Source organism: Synechococcus sp. F70.1 (assembly GCF_047502745.1).
In the GTDB taxonomy this organism is placed as follows: domain Bacteria; phylum Cyanobacteriota; class Cyanobacteriia; order Thermostichales; family Thermostichaceae; genus Thermostichus.
In genome coordinates, this window is the sequence record NZ_JANSJL010000046.1 from 1 (window position 1) to 16,890 (window position 16,890).

A 16,890-nucleotide genomic window follows, 5' to 3' on the forward strand; every position below is an offset into this window, starting at 1 on the left:
AGCGGCAGGGGATGGTTCAATTTCGCCTCACCGATGCCCTCTGAAGGGATCCAGCCCTTGCCTTCCGTCGTCTGTGCCGGCTGGGGCGGTTAAAGTTGCACTCCAGTCCGAGGTGGTCAAGGCAAATGCCCACCCAATTGACCAAGGGTAAACGGCGCAAAGCTGCTGCGGGGGAGGGGAGCTTTTGGGGATCCCTGAGGCTTGGAGGCTTTTTTTTGGAGTTTTATCTTTTTAAGGAGATGATCCGCCCCTTCTTCCTGGGAGTGGCGGGGGGCGCAGTGATGATGCTGGGCAACCAGCTTTTTATCTATGCCGATTTGCTGGTGAAAAAAGGAGCTCCTCCTCTAACAATTTTGCACATTCTCCTCCTCAACTTGCCGGCTATTTTGGTGGTTACCTTTCCCATTGCTGCCCTCTTTGCCACCCTGCTTACCCTGGGCAGGATGGGAGCTGATAGCGAGATGACGGCGCTGCGGGCGGCTGGGATCCCCTACCGCAAAGTGTTAATTCCCCTGCTCGGCATTGGCCTGCTGATTAGCGGCCTAGCGCTCTTTACCCATGAGGTGATTGTGCCCCAGACCAACCAAAAGGTGAAGACCCTCAACACCAACCTCATCCTGGCCCAGGATGCTCTTCCCTTCAACCCCGGAGAGGTGGTCCGGGTGGACAGCGACCTCTGGTTTCACGTTGGCTCGATGGACCCAAAGACAGGCTTGATGCAGGACTTGTTGATTTTGGATCGCAAGGCTGAGACGGGCCATCTGCGCTACCCGCAAGTGATCTCAGCCCAAAGGGCCCAACGGGTGGGCCAGGTGTGGCATTTGCAAGGGGTGGTGATCCGTCGCTATGACGAGCAGGGGCGCACCTACTACGAAGGCCACGTGGCAGAGATGGAGCTCAACATTGTCAACCAGTTGGTGGGCCCGGTGTATGCCGAAAGAGTGCCCCAGGAGCAACGGGCAGCAGAGCTGTGGGAGCAATGTCAGCGATACCGGAAGGAGCAACGTCCTGCTGCCGATGTGGCCCGCTGCCTGACGGAATACCACCTCAAGTTCGCCATTCCTTTGGCCAGCTTTTTTGCCATCTTGGTAGCGGCGCCCCTGGGCTTGCAGACGGTGCGGCAGACTGGCCGTTACGGCAGTGTGGCGCTAGCGATTGTTCTGGTGTTTGTTTACTATGTACTGATGAGCCTGGGACGTGCGATGGGTCGAGTTGGGTACGTCGATCCCTGGCTAGCTGCCTGGCTGCCGAACATGATTTTCGGTGGGGTGGGCCTCGGTCTGCTGTGGCGGTTTTTGCGGTGAGATCTGGTAGCTTCTCGCAGGGCTTCAGCCCATGGGCAAGGTGGCTAGCCCTTTGCTGGGGCAGCTCCCTGTGGGTGGGAACGGGGAGGGCGGTCTTTGCCCAGCCGGATCCCCTGCCTACCAACCTAGAGGGCTATCAGCGCTTTTGGGCAGCGCAAACCTCGGCCCAGCAGCTACAACTGGCTCACCGAGCTGCCAGCCCAGAACCGGTTGCTCCCACCGGCGCCAGCTTGTTGGGGGATCCCATCGCTCCATCCTCCCCGCCGTCTAGCACCCCTCCTGAAAAGGCCCTCACGCCAGAAGAGCTCAGCCGGCAGCGGCTACAGCGGCTCTTGGCCGAGGGGGCAGCAGCCCATGCACGGCAGCAGGCGCAACAGGCCCAGGCAACACCGTCTTCCCGGCCTACTGCAGCTATTCCTACTCTGGACTCTCTTCGCTCCTTTTGGCCTATAACTTCCCGAGCTGCTGACTTGCAGGTAGAAGAGCAGCCCAACGAAGCAAGGGGCCTGTCCCCTGCCGAGAGCCTGGCCAATGCTCAAGGGCAAGAGACGGCGTTGACCTCGCCAGCCGGCGGGAACTTGAATACTAGCCCTCAGAGAACCGCTCAAAGCGGGACGGAGATATTCACCCCCACTGCCGGATCTCTCCTGGCTCCCCAGTTGTTGGAGCGGTTCCCCCTGCTGCGGGACCTAAGCCCAGAAGCTGCTCCCCCTGCCGGCCAGGGATCCCAAATTCGCCAGCAACTGGCCACCACTGTCCAACGGCAGATCCCTCTTGACCCGGATCAAGTCAATGTCAGCGGGGATGTGCTCAGCTACCTTGCTGAACAAGATGTGGGTATTGCCGAGGGGAACGCCCAGATCCAGCTGGCTGACGGCACCCGCATCAGCGGCGAGCGGCTGGTGTTTTACCGGCGGGAACGGCGCCTGCGCAGCGAGGGCCCTTTTCGCATGGAGTGGCCTCCTGGGCCGCAGGGGCGCGGGATCCGGCAAATTGAGGGGCAAAACCTGGACTTGGATATCCCTGGTCGCAGGGCTCAATTTGAAAACTCGCTGGTGATCCTGCCTGGGGAGGAGCCGGGCACCAAGATCTTTGTGCGCAGCCAAAAGACCACCGCCCTGTTGGGGGATCAGATCTTCCTTGAGAAGGCAACCCTCACCACCTCACCAGAGCCGCCCATCACCCACTACGTGCAAGGGGATCGGGTGGAGGTGTTTCCCGACAACCAGGTTATCGTTTACAATGCCCGCGTCTTTGCTGGCGGCGAGCTGGGCAAGGAGGGCGAACTGCGGGCGGGGCTGCAGATTGCCTACCTGCCCCTTTTCATTTACAGCCTGCGAGATCACCAGTGGGTGCTGCCAGGGCGGAGCAAGGCGGAAGGAGTGTTTGTCAAGTCCAGTTGGGCCTACCGCTTCAACGAGTACAACTTTGGCGGCCTGCGGCTGGATGTCTTGCAGAAGAAAGGCCTGGGCCTTGGCTTTGTCCACGACTACATCCTCCCCATCCCCGACAGCGTCAACTATGGGCGGGCCCAGTTTTACCTGGTAACCGAGGCCGACGAGCAGCGCTTTTCTAGCCGCCTCCGCCTTGACCACAATTTCGACTTCTACGCCGCCAACATCTTCGGCCAAGAAGGCCAACTGCGGGGACAGCTTAACCTCAACCTGGACAACACCTACCGCCCTGCCGGCGGGCGCAACGACAATGCCGATCTCCGCCTCAATGCCACCTTCCAGGGGGATCTCTCGACCACCACCCTCAACATCAACCGCAGCGGATCCCAGGAGAACGGCACCTACACCTTTCCCCTCACTCTTAGTCACGTGCAGCGCTATGGGGGCGTGCCTTGGCTGCAGTCGGATCTGCGCTTGGACTACAACCAGCGGGTAAGCGTCAAAGACGGGCCAGACTTTGCCGACGCGCGGCTGACGCTGGGCACCCAGCTCACCCCCCCTGGCTGGGGTGGCACCTACCGCCTGGCCTACCGCGCCTACAGCAGCTCCAACGGCGACACCGAGCCGCGCCGCAATTTCGAGCTGGCCTTCAACCCCGATCTCCTCCGCCTCAGCCCCGATATCTTCCTCAGCAGCGCCCTCACCCTGACCCAAGAGCAACAGCCGAATCGAGAAGGGGGATCTGGCCTCAACTTTTTCAATCGCTACGAGCTGCGCTCCAGCCTTCAGTTCAACGACATTCAACCGGCTCCTTGGATCACCTTCATACCGGGTTCCATCGATTACACTCAAGTCCTATACTCCACTCCCAACCAGGAGTCCACCGTCAGCCTCAACCCCCGCCTTAGCTTCAAGCCTGCTGAATGGAACACCATCGACCTGCGCTACAGCCGCACCTTCTACGGCAACAACTCCGCTCCTTTTCAAACCCTTTCCGCCAGCCCCCAAGATGTAGATCGCCTCAACGCCAGCATTAGCTTCTTCACCCCGCGCAATTTCTTGCCCAACGCGCCTCCCGGCTACCTTGTCTTTGAAGATGACCTGCCCGGCGAGCTGCCCATAGCCCTGACTTTTCCCGACGACACGCCGGAGGACTTGGAAGCAATTGCCTCCCGTAACCTGCAGGAGCTGCAGGCGCAGGTGAGGAACCTGCTGCGCTTTGACACCACCCTTGGCTATGACTTCGTCGCCCAAAGGTGGGATGCCCTCAACGCCAACTTTACCTGGAACACCGTGCCCGAGCTGTTCAACGTCCAGGTGCAAACTTCCTACGACCTCAACAAGGGGCAATGGCAACCCATTCGGCTGGAGTACCGGGGGCGCAGCAGCACCACCTTCAACCGGGATCAACGCTCGGGTCTAGACCGCTATGAGCCGGGGATTAGCTACGCGCTGCAGGCAGTTTACGATCCCCGGTCGGGAGGAATTTCCACCTACGGCCTTGACCTGGATGCCACCCTTGGCACGCAGTGGCAAAACCACTGGCGGCTCCGCCTGGGCCTGACGGAGGCAGGGATCCGCCGCCTTGAGGTACGCCGCGACCTGCGGGATTTAGAGCTGCGCTTGGCCTACGATCCCCTGGCGGGGTCACTGCGCCTGGAAGGGATCCTGGTGGCCTTCCCCAGTCGCCCGGTGGGCCTGACGCAAGAGCGGGGGGAGTTTCAACTGACCTCGCCAGTGGGCGCCTTCAGCCTGGAGAGGCTAGGGCTGTGAGCTGGTAAGCAGCGGGGAATTGGCTTCGGCTACACTGGAGGGCCGACGGTTCTTTGCAGCGCTCAACTCCTATGGCCAGGATCAACGACCATTTCCTCAAGCTCAAGGCTGGCTATCTCTTTCCCGAAATTGCCCGGCGCGTGCAGGCCTTCGCCGCCGCCCATCCCGAAGCTCAGATCATCAAGATGGGCATTGGCGATGTCACCGAGCCCCTGCCGGCAGCCTGTCGAGCCGCTATGATCCGGGCCGTGGAGGAGATGGGGGATCGGGCTACCTTCCGCGGCTATGGACCGGAACAGGGCTACGAGTGGCTGCGCCAGGCCATTGCCCAGCACGACTTTCAGGCCCGCGGCTGCGACATCGACGCTTCCGAGATCTTCATCTCTGATGGCTCCAAGTGCGACTGCGGCAACATTCTGGATATTCTCGGCCACGACAACACCATTGCCATCACGGATCCTGTCTATCCGGTTTACGTGGACACCAATGTGATGGCGGGCCATACGGGGCCAGCCAACGAGCGGGGCGAATACGAGGGCCTGGTCTATCTGCCGCTGACGGCGGAAAACCACTTCACCGCCAGCCTGCCCGAGCAAAAGGTGGACGTCATCTACCTCTGCTTTCCCAACAACCCCACCGGCGCCGTGGCCACGCGGGAGCATCTGCAGGCCTGGGTGGACTATGCCCGCGCCCACAACTCGCTCATCCTCTTTGATGCCGCCTACGAGGCCTACATTACCGAGCCCGGGATCCCGCACTCCATCTACGAGATCCCAGGGGCCAGGGAATGTGCCATCGAGTTTCGCTCCTTCTCCAAAACGGCTGGCTTTACCGGCACCCGCTGCGCCTTTACGGTGGTGCCCAAGTCGCTGCGAGGCCAAGCTGCCGATGGCTCCTGGGTGGATCTGTGGAGCCTGTGGTATCGCCGCCAGTCCACCAAGTTCAACGGTGTAGCCTACATTGTGCAGCGAGGGGCTGAGGCTGTCTACTCTGAGGAGGGGCAGGCCCAGGTGCGGGCTCTGGTGCAGTTTTACCTGGAGAATGCCCGCATCATTCGTGAGCAGTTGGCCAAAGCCGGCCTCCAGGCCTACGGCGGCGTCAACGCTCCCTACGTTTGGGTAAAAGCCCCGGAGGGGCTAAGTAGTTGGGAGTTTTTCGACAAGCTGCTGCACACCTGCCATGTGGTGGGCACCCCCGGATCTGGCTTTGGCAGCGCTGGCGAGGGCTATCTGCGCCTGTCGGCTTTTAACAGCCGCGCCAACGTGGAGGAGGCGATGCGCCGCATTGTCAGCGTGTTTGGAAGCTAAGGGGCTAGAGCTTTGGCGGGGGAGCAGGGATCTTCCCGGACAAGCTGGAGAGGGCAAGATCCCTGTTGTGGGGCTCTATGGGATGCTACAGACAGAAACGGGCTACGAGAGGAGACAGACCTTGCGGGTGGGGATCATCGGCACTGGCTACGCAGCTCGCTCACGGGCAGAGGCCTTGCGCAAAGATGAGCAGGTGCAAATTGTGGCTGTTGCTGGCCGAACGCCCCAGCGAAGTGCCGCCTTTGCTGCTGAGTTTGGGGCTACTGCCTATTCCGACTGGTCTTCCCTGTTTTGCGAGCAGCGGCTGGATTTGGTGTTTGTCAGCACCATCAATCGGGATCATGCAGCCATCGCCCGTGCCGCTCTGGAAGCCGGGATCCACACTGTTGTGGAATATCCCCTGGCCTTCAGCGCTGCCGAAGCTCGTTCGCTGGTGCAATTGGCCGCGGAACGGCGGCTGCTGTTGCATGTGGAGCACATCGAGCTCCTCAGCGGCGTTCACCAGTTGCTGAGACGGGAGCTGGCAGGGCTGGGCAAGTTGCTTGCCGTTCGCTACATTACCCTCACTGCCACCCACCCTGCCCCTGACCGCTGGACTTATCGGCCCGACCTCTTCGGCTTTCCTCTCATGGGGGCTGTCTCCCGCATCCACCGCCTGGTGGACCTGTTGGGGAAAGTAGAGCGGGTGAGCTGTCAACTGCGCTACGACGGTCCAGACCTGCCCCACCGCTACAGCAGTTGCTACTGCACGGCCCAACTGAGTTTTGCCAACGGGCTGCTGGCGGTGTTGACCTACGGCAAAGGGGATTCGCTGTGGTGTTCCCAGCGCCTACTGGAGTTCCATGGCCAGCGCGGTGGCCTGTTAATCAACGGCGAAGAGGCGACGCTGTTGCGTCCCGGCAGCGCCCACCCCCTCGAGACTGGCTCCCGCCGCGGCCTGTTTGAGCAAGATACCCGCCTGGTGCTAGATCACCTGCGACAGGGCAGCCCTCTTTACGTGGATACTGAGAAAATGCTCCACGCCCTTGCTGTGGCCGAAGCTGCTGAGCAATCTGCCCAGACGCAGCAGGTCGTCTGCGTCCAGGATTAGTATTCTTGTGGCGACCTGGCTTTGGTTAGCGCCATGTCTAGGGATCGCGCGTGGCTGCTGGTGGGACAGGTGGTGGCGGCCCACGGCCTACGGGGCTGGCTGCGAGTTAAGTGTTGGTCGGATTTTCCGGAGCGCTTCACCCAGCCAGGGCCCCGCTGGCTGCAGCGGGATAGCGACCCCGAGCCCCTCCTGCATTCTCTAGTTGAGGGGCGGTTTTTTCCGAACAAGGGCCTGTACTTGGTGCGGCTAGAAGGGATCCCGGATCGCACAGCGGCAGAGGCTTGGGTGGGCGCTAAAGTGCTGGTGCCTGCTTCCCAGCGCCCCTCCCTGGGGCCGGAGGAGTACCACTACCGCGATCTCATTGGTCTAGCCGTCTACCATCAAGGGCGGCTGCTGGGGCATGTTTCGGCCATCTGGGCTGGTGGCCAAGATGTCTTGGAGATCTCTACTCCCGACAAGCGGCAGGTGTTGATCCCCTTCGTGAAAGCTCTGGTGCCGGTGGTGGATCTGGAAAAAGGCCAACTGCAGGTGCAGCCGCCACCGGGCCTGGTGGAGAGCTTTCTTGGCCCAGACAGCTAGCCCTCCTGCACCCCCTGGCTAAGTCGGCCCTCGAAGGCCGCTGTTTTGCCCTTCTAGGCTTTTGTGCTATCATGGCGGCAGTGTTTTGGGTAATGGCCTCTTCTCTGGCCTCAAGAGTCAATTTTTCCGGACTTGTGCTAGCGAGGCTGCGATATTGCAATGACAGAAAACTACGGTGCGGAGCAGATCCAAGTTCTAGAGGGCTTGGAGGCTGTGCGCAGGCGGCCTGGTATGTACATTGGCTCCACGGGGCCAAAGGGATTGCACCACTTGGTGCATGAGGTGGTGGACAACTCGGTCGACGAGGCCCTGGCCGGCTACTGCAACGAGATCCAGGTTACCCTCTACCCCGACGGTTCAGTGGCGGTGCTGGACAATGGCCGCGGCATCCCGGTAGACATCCACCCAAAAACAGGGCAGCCGGCGCTAGTGACGGTCATGACCGTGTTGCATGCCGGCGGCAAGTTTGGGGGAGGCGGCTACAAAGTCTCCGGGGGGCTGCACGGCGTTGGCGTCTCAGTAGTAAATGCCCTCTCGGAGTGGCTAGAGGCCAGAGTCTGGCGGGATGGCAAGGTTTATTTTCAGCGCTTTGAGCGGGGGGCAGTCGTGGGATCCCTAAAGGCTGAGCCGCAGCCTCCGGGATCTCACCAGCGAGGCACAGAGGTACGCTTTAAGCCAGATGCCCTGATTTTCCCCGAGCGGGAGTTTGACTACGATCTGCTAGCCAGCCGTTTTCGGGAGCTGGCCTATCTCAACGCCGGCTTGAAGATTACCCTCAGCGATCTGCGGCGGGATCCCGTCCGCTGCGAAGTTTATCAATTTACGGGTGGCATTAAGGAATACGTGGCTTTTATTAACCACGAGAAAACCCCCCTCCACGCCGACGTTATCTACATCCACGGGGAGCGGGATGGGGTTGAGGTAGAAGCCGCCCTACAGTGGTGTGGAGATGTCTACACCGATACGGTCATTGGCTTTGCCAACAACATCCGCACCACCGAAGGGGGCACCCACCTGGAGGGATTGAAGACTGCCCTCACCCTCACCATCAACAGCCAAGCCCGCAAGCTCAACAAACTCAAAGATTCTGATCCCAACCTGGCGGGCGAAAACGTGCGGGAGGGGTTGACGGCCATTGTCTCGGTCAAGGTGCCCAACCCCGAGTTTGAGGGGCAGACCAAAACCAAGTTGGGCAACACCGAGGTGCGGGGCATTGTCCAGACCATTGTCTCGGAGGCCCTCACGGAGTACCTCGAGTTCAACCCCAACGTGGCTAGGGGGATTGTCGACAAGGCCATCCAGTCCTTCAACGCCGCCGAGGCGGCCCGCCGGGCCCGGGAATTGGTGCGCCGCAAGTCGGCTTTGGAGTCCTCCACGCTGCCGGGGAAACTGGCCGACTGCAGTTGCCGCGACCCCGCAGAGTCGGAGGTGTATTTGGTCGAGGGCGACTCGGCAGGAGGCAGCGCCAAGCAGGGCCGGGATCGCCAGTTCCAGGCAGTACTGCCCTTGCGCGGCAAGATCCTCAACATCGAGAAGGCCGATCCCGCCAAGATCTACAAAAACGCTGAGATTCAGGCCATGATCACGGCGCTGGGCTTGGGGGTCAAGGGGGAAGAGTTTGATCCCAGCCAGCTGCGCTACCACCGCATCATCCTCATGACCGACGCCGACGTGGACGGCAGCCACATTCGCACCCTGCTGCTTACCTTCTTTTACCGCTATCAGAAGGCGCTCTTGGAGCAGGGCTACGTCTACATTGCCTGTCCGCCCCTCTACAAGATTGAGTGGGGCCGCAACAATGTGCGCTACTGCTACAACGAGGCGGAAAAGGAGCAAGTTCTGCGCAGCCTGCCGGCCAACGCCAAGTACACCATCCAGCGCTTCAAGGGCTTGGGGGAAATGATGCCGGAGCAGCTCTGGGAAACCACCATGAACCCGGCAACGCGCGTTCTCAAGCAAATCACCATCGAGGATGCCGCCGAGGCGGATCGCATCTTCACCATCTTGATGGGCGATGCCGTCGGCCCCAGGCGGGAATTTATTGAAGCCCACAGCGGCCAGTTGGATCTGGCGGCTCTGGATATTTAGTCCACGTGGGAGATGTGGTAGCTGCCATCAGCCTGCACCCAGGCAATCTCGGGGATCCGGCACTGGCGGGCGTAGGCCTCGATCTCTTCGGGCGTCCGATCCAGCAACTCCAGCTCCACCGCCTCTGACTCCCGCCAGCGGGCAGCCAAGGCTAGGGCTGCCGGGATCCCTGCCGGCACCAGCGGCACCACCAACCGCTTGCAGGTCGCGGCCTCGGCCTGAGCATCGGGGGGCAAAAGCCGCAGCAGGGTATCTGGCAGGAGGGTAAAACCAATCCCTGGCTGCTCGAGTTGCTGCGGGCTATAGAGGGCATAGAGCCGGTCGTAGCGCCCGCCCAGGGCGATGACCTCTCCCCCCACCACTGCCTGGAAGACAATGCCGGTGTAGTAGGCTAGAGTCTGCAGCAAGCTAAGGTCTAGCACCACCCGCACCTGATGGGCCTCTAGGATCTGGCACAACTGCCGCAGATCCCGCAGCCGCTCCGACGGCACCGGAAGCTGGGCAAGCTGAGGTAGAACCTGGTCAGGCTGGCCGCGCAGCCCCAGAATCTGCAAGCCAATTTGGCGGGCTGCTTCTGGCAAAGGGGCGGACTCCAGGTAGACGTAGTCAAGCTGGGCTATGGCGCGGCGCACTGCCGCCTGGGCCTTGGGAGCAACAGGGTTGAGCAGGCTCTCGGTCAAGCCCACATCTCCCAAAAGTAACGTCCAGTTGCTGAGGCCGACAGCGCGCACGCAATCGGCCAAAAGCAGCAAGATCTCGGCATCTGCTAGCCACCCGCCTGCCCCAATGAGCTCCACCCCAGACTGGAAAAACTCTTGGCTAGTGTAGGATCCCTCCTCCCGCCGGCTATTGCGGAAGACGTTGCCGTGATAGTAAAGCCGCAGGGGCAGGGGCCCGCCCGCCAGCCGGGTAGCCGCCGCCCGCACAATAGAAGCGGTAAACTCAGGGCGCAGCCCCAGCATCGTTCCTTCCCCATCCTGCAGTTGCAGCACGGCCTCGCCGCGGATGGATCCTCCAGCCAGCAGCGTCTCCAGCCGCTCCAGGGTGGGTGTGATGATGCGTTGATAGCCGTAGCGGCGAAAAACCTGAGTTAGCTGCGCCTCCAGCCTTTCCCGCCGCTGAACCTCCCGCGGTAGGAAGTCGCGAGCGCCAGTGGGGGGGCGCAGGGAACTGGCTTCGGGGCGGGGATCACCGCCGACGCGATCGTACAGGCTGTCCTGCCGCATCCTAAAGAGGCCGGGGAAAGTCAGGCCAACTCCAGAGGGGCTCGGTAGAGCGCACTCGCCGCATCCCCGCTGCAGCAAAGCGGGCAAAGGCTGCCTCCGCCTGTTCACTAAAATCGACCAAGCCAGGGATCACTACCGGCGAGGTGCAATCTTCCAGAAGGTAGACCTTCTTGGCCAGGCTGGGATCCCTAGCTTGGATCTCCTGCAGCAAGTCGCTCACCGTCCAGGCAACGCAGTGGCTTTTGGCTTGGCCAGCGACAATCAGGGCGTCAAATTCCAGGAGGTGGCGGATAAGGGATGCATTTTTCTCATCGATGGGATCCCCCTCCGGCCCTGTCAAGACCTCCGGGCTGAGGGCAGAGTAATTTTCCGTCAAAGGGTTGGATCCCTTGAGCTCTAAGCGGGGCTGGCTGCAGCGGGCAATGGCGTGGAAGAAAATTGCCTCCTCCACTGCCGGCACCAGCGCATGGCCAATCCCGCCAAGCATGGAATGGTAGGGCCAGACTATGAGGGGATATTTTCCCCCTTTCTCCAATTGCTCAGCATAGTGGAGGACATAGGCCTGCAGCCGCCTCAGATCCCCCTGGGTGAGGTTGGCGGCCATGGCAGGGTTGACTTGCCAGCGGCCCGAGCGGACCTCATCTGCCGAGATGGCTGTAGCTGGCTCGGGGTGAGATCCCTGGGCATCCACCCAAAAGATGGGGTGGAAGATCTGCATAGCGGTGTGGGTGTCCAAGGTGGCCACGATCTGAGTGATGTGGGCCAGGTTGCGATAGATAAACTCGCACAGGCGGCGATTGTCCTCCACGGCCCCCAGGCCGCTGGGCCCCCCCACAAACAGCTCAAAGCCAGGAATGCAGAAGGTGTTTTGCACATCAATCAGCAACAGGCCCACCCGTACTCGATCTGCTGCCGCTGGTGGGATGCGGTACTCCCGGGCCCACTGCTCCGCCTCCAGCGCCCGCTGTTGGTAGGACACCCGCCAAATTTCCCCCACCCGCTCAGGATCAAAGTGGGAGGGGAGAGGCAGAGGTGGCGGCACCGGAGTTGTCAACTGCGGAGCAGAGGTGTCCATGGCGCTTCCCGTTTCTAGGGATCCCTGGCAGGCTGAACTTGCTACCATGGTAGCTCTAACTTGGGCAACCGCTTTTTGCATGCTGCCTCCCTGGCTTGCTTGAGGGTTCCATGGTCAGCCCAGACTTTTCCTCCCTACAGCCTCAAGACTATGGCCTGCTGACAGATCTCTACCAGTTCACCATGGCCGCCTGCTACGTGGGGGAGGGCCTGGAGAATCAGCCAGCGGCCTTTGAGCTATTTGTGCGGCGCTTGCCCACGGACTATGGCTACCTCATCGCCATGGGGCTAGCCCAAGCGGTGGAATACCTACAGCAGTTGCACTTTCCGCCGGAAGCCCTGCAGGCACTACGGGAGACGGGCATTTTTGCCGAGGCACCGCAACGCTTTTGGGAGCTGCTGGCTAGCTGCCGCTTTGAGGGGGATGTGTGGGCGGTACCCGAGGGAACAGCCGTCTTTGCCAACGAGCCTCTGCTGCGGGTGGAGGCTCCTCTCTGGCAAGCGCAACTGGTGGAAACCTACTTGCTGACGACCTTCAACTACCAAACCCTGATTGCCACCAAGGCGGCCCGCATGCGCGATGCTGCTGGAGATGAGGCCATTTTGTTGGAGTTTGGCACACGGCGGGCCTTCAGCCCCCAAGCAGGGCTGTGGGCAGCGCGGGCAGCTCTGGCGGCGGGGTTCAATGCCACCTCCAATGTCTTGGCAGCCCTGAAATTGAGACGCAAGCCAGCGGGCACGATGGCCCATTCTCTCGTGATGGCCATTGCCGCTCTCTCGGGGGATGAGACCCGTGCTTTTCAAGCTTTCCGGCGCTACTTTCCCCAAGCGGTTCTGCTGATTGACACCTACGATCCCATCCAAGGGGCGCGCACCGCCGCCCAGCTCTTTGCAGCCACCCAGCCGGATCAACTGGGATCCCGAGGCGAAATTGGTGGCGTGCGTATCGACTCTGGCGATCTGGAAGCCCTCTCCCGCCAGGTCAAGGCCATCCTGCCCCAGGGGGCGCCGGTGTTTGTCAGTGGCGATCTGGATGAATACGAGATCGAGCGGTTGCACCGCTCCCAGGCACCGATTAGCGGCTATGGGGTTGGCACCCGCCTGGTTACCGGCGAGGGGGTGAACGGAGTGTACAAATTGGTGGAGATCAACGGGATTCCCGTGGCTAAGGCCTCCTTTGCCAAAGCCACCCTGCCAGGACGTAAGCAAATCTTCCGCGGCCCAGAGGGAGACTTGCTCGGCCACGCTGACGAGACCTCACCCCCTGGCTACGAACCGCTGCTGCGCCAGATCATGCGCCGGGGCGTGCTGCTGGAGCCTCTGCCTGATCTAGAAGCCATCGCCCGCACTAGCCGCGCCTCGGTGCTGCGCTTACCGCCAGGGGTGCGGCAACTGCGCCAGCCGGATCCGTGGCCGGTGGCCCTGAGCCCAGCCCTGCAGCAGGTTAAAGAGCGTCAGCTTGGCTCTTCCTAGGCGTTAGTTCCCCTACAGAAGGCGTGCCTTATAATTTTTGCCTTAGGAGCTGCAGCTCTAGGTTTTGAGCTGGGCAATTTGCTGTCCTACGGGTGCTAACCCCATGACCCAACGTGCCTTGATTACTGGCATTACTGGCCAGGATGGCTCTTACCTGGCCGAGCTGTTGTTGCAAAAAGGCTACGAAGTCCACGGCATTATCCGCCGGGCCAGCACCTTCAACACCGACCGTATTGACCACCTCTACGTGGACGCCCACGATCCCACGGCTAGGCTGTTTCTCCACTACGGGGATCTCACCGATGGCACCACCCTGCGCAGGATCTTGGAGCAGGTGCAGCCGACGGAGGTGTACAACCTGGGGGCCCAATCCCACGTGCGGGTGAGTTTCGATGCCCCGGAATATACTGTTGATTCAGTAGCCATGGGCACCCTACGCCTCCTGGAGGCCATCCGCGACTACCAACAGCGCACTGGGATCCGGGTGAAGTTTTACCAGGCCGGCTCCTCGGAGATGTTTGGTCTGGTGCAGGAGATCCCGCAAAAAGAGACCACCCCCTTCTATCCCCGCAGTCCCTACGCCTGTGCTAAGGTCTACGCCTACTGGCAGACGGTCAACTACCGCGAAGCCTACAACCTCTTTGCTTGCAACGGCATTTTGTTTAACCACGAAAGCCCGCGGCGAGGCGAGACCTTTGTTACCCGCAAGATCACTCGTGCCGTCAGCCGTATTGTAGCCGGCAAGCAGGACAAGCTTTATCTAGGCAACCTGGATGCCAAGCGGGACTGGGGCTACGCCAAAGACTACGTCGAGGGAATGTGGATGATGCTGCAGCAGCCCCAGCCAGACGACTACGTGCTGGCTACTGGCGAAACCCACAGCGTGCGGGAGTTTGCAGAACGGGCTTTTGCTCTGGTGGGCATGCCCATTACCTGGCGGGGATCCGGACTGGAAGAACAGGGAGTCTACAAGGATCGCGTGCTCATTGAGATCGATCCCCGCTACTACCGCCCAACGGAGGTGGATCTGCTCTTGGGGGACGCCTCCAAGGCCAAGCGGGTGCTGGGGTGGCAGCCCAAGGTAACTTTTGCCCAACTGGTGGAGCTGATGGTGGTGGCAGATCTAGAGGCCATTGGCTTGGATCCGGATCCCATCTTGGGGGAGCGGCGCACCCTCAACGGCCTGCTCAGCGAGGATCGCGCCTTCATCCGCACCCAATTGAAGCTTCGCCGCGACTGATGGCAGCGGCTCCCTTGCCCTAAAAAGGGGCTGAGAGCTTAATATAGGAGATCGCCAATTTTTTGGCGCTTCACTTAACTTTTATCTGCTGCTTTTGGAGAAAGCCTGCATGTCTCGCTATACAGGACCCCGTTTGAGGATCATTCGCCGTTTCGGAGGGCTTGACCTGCCTGGCCTGACTCGCAAGCGCCCCAAAAACACCAACCCCCCAGGTGTGCATGGGGCGGAGCGCAAGAAAAAGTCTGAATACGCCATCCGCCTAGAAGAAAAGCAAAAAGTCCGCTTTAACTACGGGGTGAGCGAGCGGCAGATGATCCGCTACATGCGCAAGGCACGCCGCTCCAAGGGATCTACGGGGCTAGCTCTGCTGCAGCTTCTGGAGATGCGTCTGGACTGCATTGTGTTTCGCCTTGGCATGGCCCCGACGATTCCGGCGGCGCGGCAGTTGGTGACCCACGGCCACATTGAAGTTAACGGCCGCAAGGTAACCATTCCCAGCTATGAATGCAAGGTGGGCGATGTGATTACAGTGAGGAACAAGGAGTCCTCCCGCAGGCTGGTGGCTGCCTACGCCGAGTACCCAGGGCTGTTTTTGCCGGATTACCTGGAGTTTGACAAGGAGAAGCTGCGCGGCCGCATTAAGGATCTGCCTTCGCGCGAGCAAATCTGCGCGCCCGTCAACGAGCTGTTGGTAGTTGAGTACTACTCCCGCAAGCTCTAGGGATCCCTAGAGGCTGCCGATGGCCCGCCGCAGCTGGGTCAGAGCACGGTTGTAGGCAATCACCGCATTGGCAAGATTGCCCCGAGCAGTCGTGAGGGCGGCCTCGGCGTTGATCACCTCTGTCTGTGTGCCTACACCAGCCTGAAGGCGCAGCCGTGCTAGCCGCAAACTTTCTTCTGCCGAGGCGATGGCCACTTTGGCCGTCTCAATCCGTTCCCGGCTAGAGCTGAGGGTGAGGAAGGCCTCTTCTACGCTGCGTTGAATTTCATTCCGAGTGCCAACGAAATTGCTCACAGCCGCCTGCCTGTCGATCTCGGCTTGGCGAGCCTGGGCCTCCGCCCTTCCCCCATCAAACCAGGTCAAGTTAAAGTTAGCGCCAACCGAATAGCCGACATCGAAACTGTTGCGGTCGGCCCTAAAATCGTTTGCCGCGTCGAGACTGGCGAACAAACTAATTTGGGGACCGTTGCTAGCTTGGGCTAGGCGCAGCCGAGCTTGGGCTTGCTCCAGCTCTCGGCGCTGGCGCTCCAGCTCTTGACGCTTGGCAAAGGCAGCAACAATGGTTTCCTCTAGGCTCAGATCCCACTCTCCCATCGGCTCGACAGGCTCTTCAGCCAGCACATCGGTGGGACTGGGAAAGTTCAGCAGTTCGGCTAGGCGGCGACGACTCAGTTGTTGGTCGTTTTGGGCTGCCAGCAGGGCTTGTCGGTTGTTGGCCAATTCAGTCTCTGCCTGGAGGATCTCGAAGCGGGTACCCACACCGGCCCGTTCGCGGGCTTGGGCATCCCGCAGGGTGGCCTCAGAACTGGCAACCGCAGCCTGGCTAATGGCCACGCGGGCATCAGCGCTCTGCAGGTCGTAGTAGGCGTTGGCCACAGCTTGTTTCACTGTCTGCAGGGTTTGCTCGAGCTGCAGTTGGGCAACGCGCAGAGCTTCCTCAGCAAGCTTCAGGTTTTGCGCCCTGACCCCGTTGTCGAAGGCTGTGTAGTCTAGCCGCAACACGCTGGCCGAGAGGGTATGGGATGGGCGGCTGGGCCCGCTGCCGGGGGCAGGAGGTTCGCTGTACTGGTAGTTGACGCGCGTGGAGAGGGTAGGGGCAAAGGCTGCTTGCGCCAAGGCCACGCCGGCTTCAGCCCGTTTGACGGCTAGCCTTGCTTGCTGTACTGCCGGGTTTTGGGCAACGGCAATCTCCAGCGCCTCTTGGAGAGATAGGCCCTCCCTCCGCTCAATACGCACCTCCAAAGGGGATTGAGGCGCCACTAATTCTTCCGCTTTGGTGGCCCCCTGCGGGACTGGGGGGGGAGTAGCAGGGCGGGCTCCGGGAGGAACAGAGAGGGTGGGAGGCAGGTTGGGAGTGCGGATGGCTCGGCTATCTAAGAGGAGGGAGGGGGCAGAGTCAGGCACTTCCGCTTGGGCAAGGGCAGGCAGAGCCCAGAGCAAGTTGACTAGGAGGCCCCAGGAGAGGTGGAACCCTGCTAAGCTTGGCTGGCCTCGAAGACGTTGAGGCCGCCCTTTGACCAGAGGCTGCATCGCTATCGTGCTGTTGCTCTCAAACATACCCACCCGTAGCAAGCAGTATCGCAAAACAAGGGTGGGCAATAGAACAGTTTTTCGCAAGCCC

The 16,890-nt window shown here is 61.0% G+C and carries 12 protein-coding genes; 9 read left to right on the forward strand and 3 right to left on the reverse strand.

What is annotated here, in order from left to right:
• Positions 1 to 125 precede the first annotated feature (125 nt).
• The 6 genes from NW860_RS04355 (at position 126) to gyrB (ending at position 9,535) form a co-directional block, all read left to right on the forward strand.
• A complete protein-coding gene (locus NW860_RS04355; RefSeq protein ID WP_414512635.1) occupies positions 126 to 1,304 on the forward strand; it encodes an LptF/LptG family permease in 1,179 nt (392 codons plus the stop codon).
• Between the two features lie 74 nt (positions 1,305 to 1,378).
• Positions 1,379 to 4,471 (forward strand): hypothetical protein, encoded by a 3,093-nt coding sequence (locus NW860_RS04360; RefSeq protein ID WP_414512637.1) that lies wholly within the window; start codon positions 1,379 to 1,381, stop codon positions 4,469 to 4,471.
• A 71-nt stretch (positions 4,472 to 4,542) separates the two neighbouring features.
• Entirely contained in the window at positions 4,543 to 5,778 is a 1,236-nt protein-coding gene (locus NW860_RS04365) for an LL-diaminopimelate aminotransferase (protein WP_414395482.1), read from the forward strand.
• A gap of 82 nt (positions 5,779 to 5,860) precedes the next feature.
• The gene (locus tag NW860_RS04370) at positions 5,861 to 6,868 is read left to right on the forward strand and encodes a Gfo/Idh/MocA family protein (RefSeq protein WP_414512640.1); all 1,008 of its coding nucleotides are present in this window, start codon (positions 5,861 to 5,863) and stop codon (positions 6,866 to 6,868) included.
• Positions 6,869 to 6,901: 33 nt separating this feature from the next.
• Positions 6,902 to 7,447 (forward strand): ribosome maturation factor RimM, encoded by a 546-nt coding sequence (rimM, locus tag NW860_RS04375; protein ID WP_414512641.1) that lies wholly within the window; start codon positions 6,902 to 6,904, stop codon positions 7,445 to 7,447.
• Positions 7,448 to 7,606: 159 nt separating this feature from the next.
• Positions 7,607 to 9,535: a DNA topoisomerase (ATP-hydrolyzing) subunit B gene (gene gyrB, locus NW860_RS04380; protein WP_414512643.1), complete on the forward strand. Its 1,929-nt coding sequence runs from the start codon at positions 7,607 to 7,609 to the stop codon at positions 9,533 to 9,535.
• Here gyrB and NW860_RS04385 read toward each other — a convergent pair.
• Both NW860_RS04385 and NW860_RS04390 read right to left on the reverse strand, forming a co-directional pair.
• Positions 9,532 to 10,761 (reverse strand): ATP phosphoribosyltransferase regulatory subunit, encoded by a 1,230-nt coding sequence (locus tag NW860_RS04385; RefSeq protein ID WP_414512645.1) that lies wholly within the window; start codon positions 10,759 to 10,761, stop codon positions 9,532 to 9,534. The two genes, gyrB and NW860_RS04385, sit on opposite strands and share 4 nt — an antisense overlap.
• A gap of 1 nt (position 10,762) precedes the next feature.
• Positions 10,763 to 11,836 (reverse strand): isochorismatase, encoded by a 1,074-nt coding sequence (locus tag NW860_RS04390; RefSeq protein WP_414512680.1) that lies wholly within the window; start codon positions 11,834 to 11,836, stop codon positions 10,763 to 10,765.
• Positions 11,837 to 11,946: 110 nt separating this feature from the next.
• On the opposite strand from NW860_RS04390, the gene NW860_RS04395 reads away from it, so the two are divergent.
• The 3 genes from NW860_RS04395 (at position 11,947) to rpsD (ending at position 15,269) form a co-directional block, all read left to right on the forward strand.
• Entirely contained in the window at positions 11,947 to 13,308 is a 1,362-nt protein-coding gene (locus NW860_RS04395; protein ID WP_414395491.1) for a nicotinate phosphoribosyltransferase, read from the forward strand.
• A 103-nt stretch (positions 13,309 to 13,411) separates the two neighbouring features.
• Positions 13,412 to 14,548, forward strand: a complete 1,137-nt coding sequence (gmd, locus tag NW860_RS04400) for a GDP-mannose 4,6-dehydratase (protein WP_414425459.1) — start codon at positions 13,412 to 13,414, stop codon at positions 14,546 to 14,548.
• A gap of 109 nt (positions 14,549 to 14,657) precedes the next feature.
• On the forward strand, positions 14,658 to 15,269 hold the full coding sequence (gene rpsD, locus NW860_RS04405) for a 30S ribosomal protein S4 (protein WP_414395495.1): 612 nt from the start codon (positions 14,658 to 14,660) through the stop codon (positions 15,267 to 15,269).
• A gap of 6 nt (positions 15,270 to 15,275) precedes the next feature.
• Here the strand turns inward: rpsD and NW860_RS04410 are convergent.
• Positions 15,276 to 16,890 (reverse strand): TolC family protein (locus NW860_RS04410; RefSeq protein WP_414512647.1); only part of this gene is annotated, 1,615 nt, incomplete at its 5' end.

What these genes read in the sequence shown, in the direction of transcription:
- NW860_RS04370 (WP_414512640.1), top strand. Translation starts at nt 5,861, where the DNA reads ATGCTACAGACAGAAACGGGCTACGAGAGGAGACAGACCTTGCGGGTG.
- NW860_RS04385 (WP_414512645.1), bottom strand. Translation starts at nt 10,761, where the DNA reads ATGCGGCAGGACAGCCTGTACGATCGCGTCGGCGGTGATCCCCGCCCC.
- NW860_RS04365 (WP_414395482.1), top strand. Translation starts at nt 4,543, where the DNA reads ATGGCCAGGATCAACGACCATTTCCTCAAGCTCAAGGCTGGCTATCTC.
- gyrB (WP_414512643.1), top strand. Translation starts at nt 7,607, where the DNA reads ATGACAGAAAACTACGGTGCGGAGCAGATCCAAGTTCTAGAGGGCTTG.
- rpsD (WP_414395495.1), top strand. Translation starts at nt 14,658, where the DNA reads ATGTCTCGCTATACAGGACCCCGTTTGAGGATCATTCGCCGTTTCGGA.
- NW860_RS04390 (WP_414512680.1), bottom strand. Translation starts at nt 11,836, where the DNA reads ATGGACACCTCTGCTCCGCAGTTGACAACTCCGGTGCCGCCACCTCTG.
- NW860_RS04395 (WP_414395491.1), top strand. Translation starts at nt 11,947, where the DNA reads ATGGTCAGCCCAGACTTTTCCTCCCTACAGCCTCAAGACTATGGCCTG.
- gmd (WP_414425459.1), top strand. Translation starts at nt 13,412, where the DNA reads ATGACCCAACGTGCCTTGATTACTGGCATTACTGGCCAGGATGGCTCT.
- NW860_RS04355 (WP_414512635.1), top strand. Translation starts at nt 126, where the DNA reads ATGCCCACCCAATTGACCAAGGGTAAACGGCGCAAAGCTGCTGCGGGG.
- rimM (WP_414512641.1), top strand. Translation starts at nt 6,902, where the DNA reads ATGTCTAGGGATCGCGCGTGGCTGCTGGTGGGACAGGTGGTGGCGGCC.